10 protein-coding genes and 1 tRNA gene are annotated in these 13564 nt (G+C 63.7%); 8 read left to right on the top strand and 3 right to left on the bottom strand.

The annotated features are described in order from the left end of the window. The first annotated feature begins 34 nt into the window (after positions 1 to 34). The 5 genes from IWY39_RS08370 (at position 35) to IWY39_RS08350 (ending at position 6647) form a co-directional block, all read left to right on the top strand. Positions 35 to 679: a class I SAM-dependent methyltransferase gene (locus IWY39_RS08370; RefSeq protein WP_107124367.1), complete on the top strand. Its 645-nt coding sequence runs from the start codon at positions 35 to 37 to the stop codon at positions 677 to 679. 117 nt (positions 680 to 796) lie between these two features. Next, positions 797 to 1897 (top strand): helix-turn-helix transcriptional regulator, encoded by a 1101-nt coding sequence (locus IWY39_RS08365; RefSeq protein WP_017184270.1) that lies wholly within the window; start codon positions 797 to 799, stop codon positions 1895 to 1897. Between the two features lie 130 nt (positions 1898 to 2027). Beyond that, positions 2028 to 3413, top strand: a complete 1386-nt coding sequence (locus IWY39_RS08360) for a porin (protein WP_107124368.1) — start codon at positions 2028 to 2030, stop codon at positions 3411 to 3413. Positions 3414 to 3534: 121 nt separating this feature from the next. Further along, positions 3535 to 5547 (top strand): TonB-dependent receptor plug domain-containing protein, encoded by a 2013-nt coding sequence (locus tag IWY39_RS08355; protein WP_107124369.1) that lies wholly within the window; start codon positions 3535 to 3537, stop codon positions 5545 to 5547. 65 nt (positions 5548 to 5612) lie between these two features. Next, the gene (locus tag IWY39_RS08350; RefSeq protein WP_107124370.1) at positions 5613 to 6647 is read left to right on the top strand and encodes a LacI family DNA-binding transcriptional regulator; all 1035 of its coding nucleotides are present in this window, start codon (positions 5613 to 5615) and stop codon (positions 6645 to 6647) included. A 32-nt stretch (positions 6648 to 6679) separates the two neighbouring features. Here IWY39_RS08350 and IWY39_RS08345 read toward each other — a convergent pair. Then, positions 6680 to 6754, bottom strand: a tRNA-Thr gene (locus tag IWY39_RS08345). Positions 6755 to 6867: 113 nt separating this feature from the next. On the opposite strand from IWY39_RS08345, the gene IWY39_RS24320 reads away from it, so the two are divergent. Then, entirely contained in the window at positions 6868 to 6996 is a 129-nt protein-coding gene (locus IWY39_RS24320) for a hypothetical protein (protein ID WP_261375981.1), read from the top strand. Here the strand turns inward: IWY39_RS24320 and IWY39_RS08340 are convergent. Beyond that, positions 6993 to 8774: an aminopeptidase P family protein gene (locus IWY39_RS08340; protein WP_107124371.1), complete on the bottom strand. Its 1782-nt coding sequence runs from the start codon at positions 8772 to 8774 to the stop codon at positions 6993 to 6995. The two genes, IWY39_RS24320 and IWY39_RS08340, sit on opposite strands and share 4 nt — an antisense overlap. Positions 8775 to 8883: 109 nt before the next feature. On the opposite strand from IWY39_RS08340, the gene IWY39_RS08335 reads away from it, so the two are divergent. After that, positions 8884 to 10971 (top strand): S9 family peptidase, encoded by a 2088-nt coding sequence (locus IWY39_RS08335; RefSeq protein WP_026002595.1) that lies wholly within the window; start codon positions 8884 to 8886, stop codon positions 10969 to 10971. Between the two features lie 115 nt (positions 10972 to 11086). Next, positions 11087 to 11482 carry an acyl-CoA thioesterase gene (locus IWY39_RS08330; RefSeq protein ID WP_019052298.1) on the top strand — a complete coding sequence of 132 codons (396 nt, stop codon included), beginning with the start codon at positions 11087 to 11089 and terminating at the stop codon, positions 11480 to 11482. Positions 11483 to 11578: 96 nt separating this feature from the next. Here the strand turns inward: IWY39_RS08330 and IWY39_RS08325 are convergent, their stop codons facing one another. Beyond that, positions 11579 to 13423: an ABCB family ABC transporter ATP-binding protein/permease gene (locus tag IWY39_RS08325; RefSeq protein ID WP_107124372.1), complete on the bottom strand. Its 1845-nt coding sequence runs from the start codon at positions 13421 to 13423 to the stop codon at positions 11579 to 11581. Positions 13424 to 13564: the final 141 nt, after the last annotated feature.

Here is a 13564-nt window from a genome sequence, read left to right as displayed (position 1 = left end):
ACGCCCGACCACGATCATAGACAGACGGATAGTGATGGCCTCCATTCCCTTGAAAAAGAAAAATATTCCGGGCGGCAAACCAGGTGCTGGCCGGTTTCTCCAGCAATGGGGCATGTTTTTCCGCCAGTTCGTCAGGCATCCCGGCATGATCGGATCGATCATTCCTTCCTCTGCGACGCTGGTGGACCGGATACTGGATCAGGTCGATTGGCACAATACGCGGCTGTTCGTCGAATATGGGCCGGGGGTAGGCACCTTCACGCAGGCGATACTTGATCGGTTGCACCCCGACGCGACCCTGTTGGCGATTGACCTCAATCTGGATTTTGTCGCCTATCTGGAGGCGCAGTTCGACGATCCGAGGCTGAAGGTCGTGCATGGGTCGGCTGCCGACGTGCGGCGCTTTATCCGGCAAGCGGGGCATGTCCAGGCGGACTATATATTGTCCGGCATCCCCTTTTCGACATTGCCCGACACGGTGGGCGCGTCCATCTGCGCTGAAACACGCACCGCATTGCGGCCGGGCGGCGCTTTCCTGGTCTATCAATATTCACGCTATGTCCGCCGTCTGCTCGACCCGTTATTCGCGCATGTCCGCGAAGGACGGGAGTGGCGCAATATTCCGCCTTGCTGGATGTTTTGCGCCATGCGGGAAGAAGCATTGGCGCAAGCAGCTTGATCTGGGTTAATCCGGAACAGTAACGCCCAGAATCACTTGCCCCTTTTCCTTACGTTTATTTGACTTAAACCAAATATTGCGTATCGGATGCCTGCTTGACTGTGGGGGTTATGGGGGATGGCGTCACGCGCCACGAATGGGGATGAATGGGCAGACCTGTTTCTGTCCGCCGCGCTGGACCCGGAAAACTGGGACAGGGCGATCAGGGCGATGGCCGCCGCGACCGGGTCGCGTCATGGCCAACTGATCGGCTTTGGTCCCGGTGCCAGCAGTTTCAACTGGATCAGCGACATTGATGACAGCATCGTCGCCAAGACCGCGACGATCGACCAGTCCCGACCTGACCTGAATTATCGCGTCGCGGCTGACGCTTTGCGCGACAGTCCGACCATCGTTCACGAAGCGCAATATGATGTAGCGCGCCAGTCGCTGCGCGCGGACGACTATCTCGACCTTTGCGCCGATTTCGACATTTTCAATGGCTGCCAGACCCGCCTTCTGGCGGGACGGGAAGGGATGATCGGGCTGGCGTTGCTGCGCGACAGCAAGGATGGGCGCACAACCCAGGAGCAGCGCGACCTGTTCGGCGCGATTGCCCCGCACGTCCGTACGGCCGTGTTGCTTCAGCGCGCGATCGAGCAGCAGGGATTTGCGCTGTTGTCCGGCACGTTCGAGGCGATGGACCGCGCCTGCTGGCTGCTCGATGCGACCGGGCGGGTTGGGGGCATGACCCCGCGCGCCGACGCGCTGCTGGCGACCAGCCGCATTCGCGTCCGTGATGGCTGGCTGGCGAGCGAACGGCCCGATGAAAGCCGCGCCATCGCCCGCGCGGTTCGCGCCGTGATAGACCCGCCTGGCCGCGCTGCCGATCCGGTCGCGCTGCGCGATGATAGCGGGGGCGTGGGCATCATGCTGGAATGCTACCCCTTGCCCAGTCGACCCTGGGCACTGCCGTTCGCGCCGCGCGCCATCATGATCGCGCGGGTTGGCGCGCCGACGGACCGGCACGTCCAGCTGCTGATGCGGACATTCGGCCTGACCCCGGCCGAAGCCGACATCGCCATCCGGCTGGCGGCGGGCCAGTCCCGCGCCGACATCGCGGCGGCGCGCGGCGTATCGGCCGAGACGTTGAAGGTGCAACTGCGCAGCATCTACGACAAGACCGGATGCCGCCGGGAGTCGCAACTTGTGCGGATCGTCGGCCTGATCAGCCATTGATGGCATCCCTTTCGGCGCGCCTGCACTGTCCGAAGGGATGAGAACCTAAGTCTAATTTTCCTGTCGGTTCGGACCCGCCACTCTCCTGCTTCGGCCGGGGGGAAACCGGCGTCACGAACGGGAGGATGATATGAAAGGGACGTTGCGCCTGATGAGCGCGGCGGGAGCGCTGCTGCTCGCCGCCACCGCTGCACCGGCCATGGCCGGCACCACGGCCGATCTGCTCAAGCGCCTGCATGAAAAGGGCATCCTGACCGATGAGGAATATCAGGAGCTGCTGAAGGGCCAGAGCGCAGAGGCCGCGCAAGCACCACCAGTCACTCCGGATGCGTCGGGCGGCAAGCCGCTGGTCCGCATGGCCGACAGCGGTGTGGGGCTGCAAATGGGCGATGTCACGCTCAAATTCTCCGGTTCGGTCAATGGCTTTTACGTCCATGACAATGGCGAGGCACCCAATGCGACCAACACGGTCGTCGGCGGCGTGGCGACGGTGGGCGGCAACAGCTCGGCGATCCGCAATGGCCTGCTGCCCGGCTTCCTGAAGGTCGAGGCGATGACGACGCAGGGCGGCTGGGACGTCGGCGCGCATTTCGGCATGTATCCCGGCATCAATTCGGTCAATTATGCCGCGGGCGGCGGGGCCAACAGCCCCGGCAATCCCCGCGCGCTCCAGACCGCCGGGATCGACTTTCGCCAGACCTATCTGACCTTTGGCCGGGCCGGTTTTGGTGAAGTGAAGATCGGCCGCGACATCGGCCTGTTCGGGTCCGAAGCGATCCTGAACGACATCACCCTGCTGTCGTCGGGCACGCCGGCAGGCAATGTCGCCCCGTCCAACACGACGCTGGGACGGATCGGCACTGGCTATATCTACACCGATTTCCAGCCGCAGATCACCTATACCACGCCCAATTTCAACGGCTTCACCGCCAGCGTCGGCATTTTCGAGCCCTTGTCCTCGCTCACCGGCCCGGCGGAATCGAACAAGCAGCCGGGCTTCCAGGCGAAGTTCGTCTATGACGGCAAGCTGGGCGATGTTGCGACGCGGCTGTGGCTGTCGGGGATCAGCCAAAAGCATAATGTGATCGCTGGACCGGACTATACCGGCTGGGGCTGGGACGCGGGTGCCAAGGTCACGTTCGGGCCGGTCACGCTGGTCGGCACCTATTATGATGCGTCGGGCCTGGGCACGACCGCGCTCAACCTGTTCGACACCGATGGTTTTGGCAACCGGCGCGACAGCCATGGCTTCTATCTGCAGGGGTTGGCGACGTTCGGCAAAATCTCGGTTGGCGGCAGCTATGGTGAAAGCCATCTCGACTATGCCAATGCCGCCGATGCACTGGCCAATCCGCTGCTCGTGGACAAGAATGGCAGCTGGGTCGGGCAAGTGCGTTACGGCCTCAACAGCTGGGTGACGCTGCTGGGCGAATATGTTCACACGACGTCGAAAGCGCATAATGGCAATGAGGCCAGTTCCGACGCACTGGCGGCCGGGGCGATCCTGTTCTTCTGACCGGCTGATCGACCCAAGGAACAATGTCACGGGGCGGGGACTGCATCCTAGAAAGGGTGCGGTCCCTTTCCGTTTGCAAAAATGCTGAAAAATCAGGACAGGGGGCGTCGAGGGGATTGTCATGAAAACCACCATTCTGCCCGCCTTGCTCTTGTCCATTCCTACAGCCGCGCTGGCGCAGGCGCCGGACGATGCGGGGGATACGCCGTCGATCATCGTCACTGGCACGGGCCTGTCGCTGCCGCCCGGCACCCCGGCCTATGGGTCGGTGGTGATCGACCGCGCCCGGTTGCAGGACAGCGCGTCGGGCCGGATCGAAAGCGTGCTGGGCGATGTCGCTGGTTTCCAGCAGTTCCGTCGGTCCGACAGCCGGTCCGCTAACCCTTCGGCGCAAGGCGCTACCCTGCGTGCGCTGGGCGGCAATGCGTCCAGCCGGACGTTGCTGCTGCTGGACGGCGTGCCGATGGCCGATCCCTTCTTCGGCTATATTCCGTTCAACGCGCTGGTGCCTGATCGGCTGTCGGTCGTGCGGGTGACGCGCGGCGGGGGTATCGGCGCATTTGGTGCAGGGGCGGTCGCGGGCACGATCGAACTGGCCAGCGCCACGCGCGATCAACTGCCGACCTTCGCCGCGAGCGCCTTTTATGGCAGCCGCGATTCGACCGAATTGTCCGCCAGCCTGACGCCGGATCTTGGCAGCGGCTATGTGTCGCTATCCGGGCGGTGGGACTGGGGAGACGGGTTCCAGACGACACCCAAGGGACAGCGCGTCGCCGCGACCGTGCCCGCCGCCTATGACGGATGGTCCACCAACATCCGCGCGGTTGCGCCTGTCTCCGCGAACGCCGAACTGCAATTTCGCGCAACCCTGTTTGAAGATAAGCGCACGCTGCGTTTCGCCGGCGCGGACAGTATGAGCCAGGGGCAGGACGCCAGCATCCGCTATATCAATCGCGGGCCGTGGCAGGTCGATGCGCTGGCCTACATACAGGCGCGCAATTTTTCCAACATCGTCATGTCGTCCTCGACCTTCCGCAAGTCGCTAGACCAGCGCAACACGCCCTCGACCGGCCTTGGCGGGAAGATCGAACTGCGCCCGCCCGTCGGTGGCAACCATCTGCTGCGCGTCGGTGTCGACACCCGCTTCGCCACCGGCGACATGTTCGAGGACGCCTTCAACGCGAATATCGCCAGCAACCCCGCGACCTTCCGCCGCCATGCCGGAGGTAAGGAACTGACCAGCGGTATTTTTGTCGAGGATGACTGGACGATTGGCAAACTGGTCCTGACCGGCGGGGTACGGGCCGATCGCTGGTCGATCCGCAACGGTTTTTACCGGCAGGTCAGTGCGACGACCGGGGCAGTCACCAACAGCGCCTTTGCCGACCGGTCCGACTGGGAAGTGTCGGGCAGGGTCGGCGCGCTCTACCGGGTGACCGATGTGATCGCGTTGCGCGGCGCGGCCTATAGCGGCTTCCGCCTGCCGACGCTGAATGAACTCTACCGTCCGTTCGTGGTCTTTCCGATCACGACGCAAGCCAATGCCGCGCTGACCCCGGAAAAGCTGAAAGGGGCGGAAGCAGGCATCGACCTTACGCCCGCACCGGGCGTCACCCTGTCGGCCACCGCTTTCTATAACCGGCTGGACGACGCCATCGCCAATGTCACCATCAATGCGACCACCCGCCAGCGTCGCAATGTCGATCGCATCGTGGCGAAGGGGATCGAACTGACGGCGGCAGCGGCGCTGGGGGACATGCGCCTTTCCGCCTCCTACGCCTATAGCCATAGCAGCGTGCATGCGCCCGGTGAGCCATTTGACGGCCTGACCCCGGCGCAAAGCCCCCGCCATGCCGCCAGTGCGACCATTGCCTATAGTCCGGCGCAGGGGCCGACCCTGTCGACCACGCTGCGCTATGTCGCCAAACAATATGAGGATGACCTGCAAAGCGACGTGCTGCCTGACGCGCTGACGCTCGATGCCATCGCGCGGCTGCCGGTCGGCCATGGCGTGACGCTGGTGGCACGGGGCGAAAATCTGTTCGACGAGAAGGTCGTGACCCGCAATGCGGGCGGGTCCATGGACCTGGGCACGCCGCGCACGCTGTGGATCGGCATCAGTTTCGCCAACTGACAAGCCAGTCTTGCGGCAATCATGCCTGATCTTGCCTGCGTCGGCAGACCGGCTATGGCTGTGTCATGACAGAGCAGGGCAATTGGGCGATCGGGGCCGACGTCACGATCGCGGACGTGGCCGACCGGGCGCAGGTATCCATTCGCACGGTCTCCCGCGTGATCAACGGATCGCCCAAGGTCAATGCCGAAACCCGCGCGAAGATAGTGGACGCGATCGCGGCGCTGGGTTTCCGCCCCAGCGCGCGTGCGCGGGGACTGGCGACCGGACGCTCCTATCTGATCGGCATGATCCATAATGACGGGAATGTGCTGGTACTGGGCGACGTGCATCGCTGCGTCGCGAACGAAGCGACCGCACAAGGCTGTGAAGTCATTGCCCACGCAACCCTGACGGGTCAGGACGGTTCGGTCGAGGATGTGCTCGATTTCGTGCGGCGGTCCCGCGTCGATGGCGTTGTCATTCTGGCGCCGGTCTCCGGTGTGCCGGGCCTGGCTGACGCCCTTCGGACCCTGGGCATCCCGGCGGTGGCGCTTTCATCGGTCCGCCTTCCCGGCTTCGACGCCATGCTGGTATCGGGCGAACGCCATGCCGCCGTGCGCGTGGCCGAACATATCGTGGCGCTGGGCCATAGGCGCGTGGCGCATGTGTCGGGACCACCCGCAATGCTTTCGGCGCAAGAGCGTCGCGCGGGTTTCCTGTCCGCCTTGGCGGCTGCGGGCGTGGCGTTGGTGGGCGAGGAGGCAGGCGATTACAGCTTTGAGTCAGGCGTGGCGGCGGCGGAGCGGTTGCTGTCGATCGACCCGACGCCGACCGCGATCTTTGCCGCCAATGACATCATGGCCGCTGGCGTGATCAAGGTGGCCGCCTCGCGCCGTCTGGTGGTGCCGCGCGACCTGACCGTCATAGGATTTGATGGCAGCCTGTTGGCCAGGATGATCGTCCCGGCGCTGACGACGGTGCAGCGGCCTATGGGGGAGATGGCGCAGATGGCCGCCCGCTGCCTGTTCGATATCATCGCCAAACGGCCTGTCGACACGCTGATCGAGGTCGACCTGCCACTGCTGATCGCGGAATCGAGCGCGCCGCCGCCCGCCTGACGGCAAGTTCACGGTGATGTCCGGGGGAGAAATGGTGCTGCCGGTGAGGATTGAACTCACGACCTCAGCCTTACCAAGGATGCGCTCTACCACTGAGCTACGGCAGCACTATTTCATGTCCGCGGGCCTGTTCGGCCTGCGGAGCCGGGCCTATGGCTGTGCGCGCCGCCCTTGTCAAGGCGGGTTGCGGCGGATGCCACATTTTGCTTAAGGCCATGCCATGACGAGCGAACAGGATGACCGCAAGGCGCGGCTGGCGCAGGCGTTGCGCACCAATCTGCGTCGGCGCAAGGCGCAGGCGCGGGAAGTCCTGCCTTCGCCGCCCGCGCCCGATAGCCTCAAGGATTAAAGCGGCGCGCAGGCGCTCTCCAGCCACGCCTTCGCATCGCCATCCAGCTGCGGCCCGACGACCGACAGCACCTTGGCATGATAGGCATCGACCCATGCCCGCTCGTCGGGGCTGAGCAGATCGAGAGCGATCAGATGACGGTCGATCGGGGCGAAGGTCAGCGTTTCAAAGCCCAGCATCGGCTTTTCCGCGCCCGCAATGGCGCGGTCCTCCACCAGCACCAGATTTTCGATGCGGATGCCATATTCGCCCGTCTTGTAATAGCCAGGCTCGTTGGACAGGATCATGCCTGCCTGCAACGGCTCGTCGCCGCCGCCGAACGTCGCGATCCGCTGCGGTCCTTCATGCACCGACAGGAAGCTGCCGACACCATGGCCGGTGCCATGGGCATAATCCAGACCCTGCGCCCAGAGGAACTGCCGCGCCAATATGTCGAGCTGCCCGCCACGCGTCCCCACCGGGAACACCGCGCGCGCCAGGGCGACATGGCCTTTCAGCACCAGCGTGAAACGCTCCTGCATCTCGCGGCTAGGCGCGCCGATCGCCAGCGTACGGGTCACGTCGGTCGTGCCGTCGCGATATTGGCCGCCCGAATCGACCAGATAGAGCGTGCCCGTCTCGATCGGGCGGTTGGTCTTTTCCTCGACCCGGTAATGCACCACCGCGCCATTCGGGCCGGCCCCGCTGATCGTGTCGAAGGACAGATCCTCCAGCAGGCCGGTTTCCTTGCGGAACGCTTCCAGCCGGTCGGCAGCGGTCATTTCGGTCTGGCCGCCCTTGGGCGCTTCCACGGACACCCAGTGGAGGAAGCGGCTCAACGCTGCGCCGTCACGGGCCTGCGCCGATTTATGCCCGGCAATCTCGATCGGGTTCTTGATCGCCTTGGGCAGGATAGCAGGATCGCGCAGCGGCAATATGGTCGCGCCGCCGCTGTCGAGCGCCTCGAAGATCGCCGCCACCGCCCGTTCGGGGTCGGCCACCACGCTTTTGCCCGCAAAGCCCACCAGCGCATCGGCAAAAGCGGCGCGATCATGCACCCGCACCGCATTGCCCAGATGCTTGGCGACGGCTTCGTCCATCTTTTCGGGCGCGACATACAGGTCCGCGGTCGCGTCGGCATGGACGATGGCGTAGGCGAGCGCCACTGGCGTCCGGTCCACATCCTTGCCCCGGATGTTGAAGGTCCAGGCGATGGAATCCAGAGCGGAGAGCACTGCGGCATCCGCCTTTTTCCCGACCAGCCAGTCAGCCATCGCCTGCCGCTTTTCCGCCGCGCTCTGCCCGGCATAGCGATCGTCATGGACGACCAGCCGTGCGTCGCTGGGGGCAGGGCGGTCGGGCCACACCAGGTCGATCGGGTTGGTGTCCACCGCCACCAGCGTCGCGCCCTTGTCCGCCAGTGCCGCGCTCGCCTGCTCCACCCAGGCACGGGTATGGAGCCAGGGATCATAACCGATCCGCCCGCCCGCCGGGGCATGGGCCTTCAGCCAGTCCGCGATGGAGGTTTGCGGGACGCTCTCATATTGCCACAGCGCACCGTCAACCTGCTCGCGCACCTGCAACGTATAGCGGCCGTCGACGAAGATTGCGGCCTGTTCCGGCAGCACCACGGCGCTGCCCGCCGACCCCTGGAACCCGGTCAGCCAAGCGAGGCGCTGGGCGTAGGCGCCGACATATTCGCTCATATGCTCGTCGGTCAAAGGCACGACGAAGCCGTCCAGCCGGTCGCGCGCAAGCTGGTCGCGCAGGGCGTTGAGACGGTCTTGATAGGTGGACATTCATGCTTCCTTGCGTATCGGCCCTCTTGCGCAGGCCATAATGACAACAACATAAGCAGGCTGTGGCCTATATGCCAGCGCCCGCCTTGTTCTCGCAGATGGATAGTGAATGACCGTAAACACCATGTCGCCCGTTGCCGCTCCCGTCGCGCTAGCGCGGCCGCACAGCATCACCCATCATGGCATCACCGTCAGCGATGATTATGCCTGGCTGCGTGATCCGGGCTATCCCGATGTCAAGGACGCGGATGTGCTGGACTATCTGGCGCGGGAAAATGCCTGGTTCGAGGCGGCGATGGCCCCGCACAAGGGGCTGACCGACGCGCTGTTTGCCGAGATGAAGGGGCGCATCAAGGAAGATGACAGTTCCGTTCCGCAAAAGGATGGCGACTATATCTACTGGCGCGCATTCGAAACCGGCGCGCAATATCGCAAATGGTATCGCAGGCCCGTGGCCGCAAAAGACGATGGAAGCGCTGACCAACTGATACTGGACGAACCGGCGCTGGCGCAGGGCCATGACTATTTCCGGCTGGGCGCGATGTCGGTCAGCCCGGATGGCCGCTATCTGGCCTATGCGATCGACAATGACGGGTCGGAACGGTTCGAGGCGCGGATCAAGGATCTTTTTACCGGCGAGATTTTGCCGGAGTCGATCCCCGACACCTTGTCATCGCTGGTGTGGACGTCCGACAGTAAGGGGCTGCTCTACGGCCTCGCCAATGAAAACTGGCGGACCGACAATGCCCGGCTGCACTGGCTGGGGCAGAGCGTCGAGTCCGACGTCGAACTGTTCCACGAGGCCGATGAGGGGTTCCGCGTCTCGATCGGCCTTACCTCGTCGGAAAAATGGATCGTCATCGCGACGGGCGATCATGTGACGACCGAAGCCTGGCTGATTCCCGCCGACAATCCCACTGCGCCGCCCCTGCTCGTGTCCGCGCGGCAGGCGGGCCGGGAATATGATGTCGATGAACATGAAGGTACGCTCTACATCAGGACCAACGACACCCATCCCAATTTCCGACTGGTGACAGCCACGCTGGCAGCGCCCGGTCAATGGACGGAGGTGATCGCGCCCGATGCGCATTTCTATCTGACCGACTTCACCCTGTTCAAACGCTTCTACGTCACGGAAGGGCGGCTGGACGGCCTCGATCAGATCGAGCTGCGCGATTATGCGACGCACACGCCAAAGCGACTGCCATTCCCGGAGGCAAGCTATTCCGCGTCGCTGGATGACAATCCCGAATATGACGTGACGGTCCTGCGCATCGGCTATGAATCGATGGTCACGCCCGACACGATCTTCGACTATCATATCGCGCAAGAACGGTTCGAGCTGCTCAAGGTACAGGAAATTCCGTCAGGCTATGACGCCAGCCGCTACGCGACCGAGCGACTGATGATCCCGGCGCGCGACGGCACGCAGATTCCGGTGTCGATCGTCTATCCCGCCGGTCTGCCGCGAGATGGCAGCGCGCCGCTGCACCTCTATGGCTATGGCGCCTATGGCATGGCGATGGAGCCGGGTTTTTCGACCGGGCGGCTGTCGCTGCTGGATCGCGGCTTTGCCTTCGCCATCGCCCATATTCGCGGCGGCGATGATCTCGGCCAGCAATGGTATCTCGACGGTAAGCTCGACAAACGCAACAACACCTTCACCGACTTCGTCGATGTGGCCAGGGGGCTGATCGACCTTGGCTATAGCAGCAAGGGGCGGATCAGCATTTCGGGCGGCTCGGCGGGCGGCGAACTGATGGGCGCAGTCATCAACAGCGATCCCGATCTGTGGGGCGCGGTGGTGGCGCATGTGCCGTTCGTCGACGTGCTCAACACCATGCTGGACGAAACGCTGCCGCTGACGCCGGGCGAATGGCCTGAATGGGGCAATCCGATTGAGGACAAGGCAGCGTTCGAGACGATCCTGGCTTATGACCCCTACGCCAATGTGAAGGCGCAGGATTATCCGCCGCTAATGGTGACCGCAGGGTTGAACGACCCGCGCGTCACCTATTGGGAGCCGGCCAAATGGGTGGCCAAGCTGCGCGCGACCAAGACGGACGACAATGTCCTGCTGCTCAAGACCAATATGGGCGCGGGCCATGGCGGCAAATCCGGGCGGTTCGAGAGCCTGCACGAAAGCGCGGAGGAGTTTGCCTTCATCCTCTGGCAGATGGGGATGGCTGGGGCGTGATATTTTTCCAAATCCGTTCGGTTCGGGCAGCTTCGAACGAAGTCGAGAAGCGCCCGACAAGAACAAAGGTGTCGAGAATTGCTCTCGACAGGCTCGAACCGAACGGAGGATAGAGATGGCTTCTTCCTACACCACCCAGATCACCGCCCAGCCGGCCGACATCGACATACTCGGCCATGTCAACAATGCGGTCTGGGTCCAGTGGATGGAGCAGGTCGCTACCGAACATTGGACCCATGATGCCGACCCGGCGCATGTCGAAGCCTATGTCTGGGTCGTGACCCGTCACGAAATCGACTATCGCGGCAATGTGGCGGAGGGCGAGACGGTGACGGCCCGCACCTGGATTCCCGATGCCCCCCGCGGCGCACGTTTCGACCGGCTGATCGAATTCAGCGGCCCCGATGGCAAGGTGAAGGTCACGGCCAGATCCACCTGGGCGATCGTGGACAAAAGCACGGGCCGCATATTGCGCGTGCCGCCGGAGGTGGCGGCGAATTTTGTGGATTGATGGGCGGGGGACCACTGCCTCCGTTCGTTTCGAGCGAAGTCGAGAAACCTGTGTGCTCCGTTTCTCGACTTCGCTCGAAACGAACGTATAAAAGGTTTATTCCCGCACCACCTCAAACACATCCCCAACCCCCGGTTCGACCGGCATATCCTCCCGCTCGGCCGCCTGCCGGTTCCACATCACGGCATAGAGGCCGTCCGCCCGCACCAGATCAGCGTGGCGGCCGCGTTCGACGATGCGGCCCTGGTCCAGCACAATGATTTCGTCGGCGTCGACCACCGTGGACAGGCGGTGCGCGACGATCAGGGTCGTGCGTTTGCGGGCGATGTTGCGCAGCACATCCTGAATTTCATTCTCCGTCCGGCTGTCTAGCGCGCTGGTCGCTTCGTCCAGTACCAGCACTGGCGGGTCTTTCAGCAGCGTGCGGGCGATCGCCACCCGCTGCTTTTCCCCGCCCGACAGTTTGAGACCCCGTTCGCCCACGCGCGTATCATAGCCCATCGGCAGGCCGAGGATGAAGTCGTGGATCGACGCGGCCTTGGCTGCGGCCTCGATCTCCGCCTGGCTCGCGCCCTCGCGGCCATAGCCGATATTATATCCTACCGTGTCGTTGAACAGCACCATGTCCTGCGGCACGATGCCGATCGCCGCGCGCAGCGAAGCCTGCGTCACGCTGGCGATGTCCTGCCCGTCTATGCTGACCTGGCCCGATTGAATATCGTAGAAACGGAACAGGATGCGCGCGATGGTGGATTTGCCCGCGCCCGACGGCCCCACGATCGCCAGCGTCCGCCCGGCAGGCACGGTGAAGCTGACATCGTGCAATATCTCGCGTTCGGGATCATAGCCAAAGCGCACATGATCGAACCGCACTTCGCCGCCCGACGCGATCAGGGCAGGCGCGCCGTCCACGTCGGCAATCTCCTGCTGCGTGTCCATCAGCCTGTACATCGCTTCCATGTCGATCAGGCCCTGCCGGATCGTGCGATAGACCATGCCGAGCAGGTCCAATGGCCGGAACAGTTGCGCCAGCAGCGTATTGACCAGCACGACATCGCCGGTCGTGAACTGCCCCCGGCTCCACCCCCACACGGTATAGGCCATCGCGCCCGCCATCATCAGGTTGGTGATCAGCGACTGGCCAATATTGAGCCAGGCCAGGCTATTCTCGCTCTTGACCGCCGCCTGCGCATAACGGCGCATCGCCGTGCCGTAACGGCTGGCTTCGCGTTCTTCCGCGCCGAAATATTTGACCGTTTCGAAATTCAGCAGGCTGTCGACGGCATGGGCGACAGCGCTGGTGTCCATGTCGACCATGTCGCGGCGCAACTGGTTGCGCCATTCGGTCACGGTGCGGGTGAACCAGATGTAAAGCGCGACCATGGCCAGCGTCACGACGACCAGCCATGCACCGAACTTCACGAAGAAAATGACGCAGACCGCGATCAGCTCCAGCACGGTGGGCGCGATGTTGAACAGCAGGAAATAGAGCATCGTATCGATGCTCTTGGTCCCGCGCTCGACAATCTTCGTGACCGCGCCCGTGCGCCGGTCGAGATGGAAGCGCAGCGACAGGCGGTGCAGGTGGACGAACACATCGTCGGCCAGCCGCCGCCCGGCTTCCTGCCCGACCTTTTCGAACACCGCATTGCGCAGATTATCGAACAACACGCTGCCAAAACGCGCGCCCGCATAGACCGCGACCAGCGCGATCGCCAGGCTGGCGGCCGGTTCCATCCCCGGCACCATCCGGTCGATCGCGGCCTTGTAGGCAAAGGGCATGGCCAGGCTGATGACCTTGGCCGCCAGCACGCACAGCATGGCGACGACCACCCGCCGCCGCAACGCGGGCGCATCCGCCGGCCACAAATAGGGCAGGAACCGCCGGAGCGTCGCCCAGACGGGAGGCAATGGCGCGGATGTGGGCATGTCAGGCGGCATAGGCGCTATGTAGAGCGCGGCGCCAGATTATCCAGCGGTGGTTTAGAGGGTGCGATAACACACTCCTCCGTTCGTTTCGAGCGAAGTCGAGAAACCAATGCACAGCGTTTCTCGACTTTGCTCGAAACGAACGGCTAGTTT

Origin of the sequence: Sphingobium sp. JAI105 (assembly GCF_015752145.1) — a bacterium.
In the GTDB taxonomy this organism is placed as follows: domain Bacteria; phylum Pseudomonadota; class Alphaproteobacteria; order Sphingomonadales; family Sphingomonadaceae; genus Sphingobium; species Sphingobium xenophagum.
The sequence above is the reverse complement of the archived record's forward strand: the minus strand, read 5'-3'. Positions and strand labels throughout refer to the sequence as shown.

Bases quoted from the DNA above. Each gene is read 5' to 3' on its own strand.
- IWY39_RS08370 (WP_107124367.1), top strand. From the start codon at position 35: ATGGCCTCCATTCCCTTGAAAAAGAAAAATATTCCGGGCGGCAAACCA.
- IWY39_RS08365 (WP_017184270.1), top strand. From the start codon at position 797: ATGGCGTCACGCGCCACGAATGGGGATGAATGGGCAGACCTGTTTCTG.
- IWY39_RS08360 (WP_107124368.1), top strand. From the start codon at position 2,028: ATGAAAGGGACGTTGCGCCTGATGAGCGCGGCGGGAGCGCTGCTGCTC.
- IWY39_RS08355 (WP_107124369.1), top strand. From the start codon at position 3,535: ATGAAAACCACCATTCTGCCCGCCTTGCTCTTGTCCATTCCTACAGCC.
- IWY39_RS08350 (WP_107124370.1), top strand. From the start codon at position 5,613: ATGACAGAGCAGGGCAATTGGGCGATCGGGGCCGACGTCACGATCGCG.
- IWY39_RS24320 (WP_261375981.1), top strand. From the start codon at position 6,868: ATGACGAGCGAACAGGATGACCGCAAGGCGCGGCTGGCGCAGGCGTTG.
- IWY39_RS08340 (WP_107124371.1), bottom strand. From the start codon at position 8,774: ATGTCCACCTATCAAGACCGTCTCAACGCCCTGCGCGACCAGCTTGCG.
- IWY39_RS08335 (WP_026002595.1), top strand. From the start codon at position 8,884: ATGACCGTAAACACCATGTCGCCCGTTGCCGCTCCCGTCGCGCTAGCG.
- IWY39_RS08330 (WP_019052298.1), top strand. From the start codon at position 11,087: ATGGCTTCTTCCTACACCACCCAGATCACCGCCCAGCCGGCCGACATC.
- IWY39_RS08325 (WP_107124372.1), bottom strand. From the start codon at position 13,423: ATGCCGCCTGACATGCCCACATCCGCGCCATTGCCTCCCGTCTGGGCG.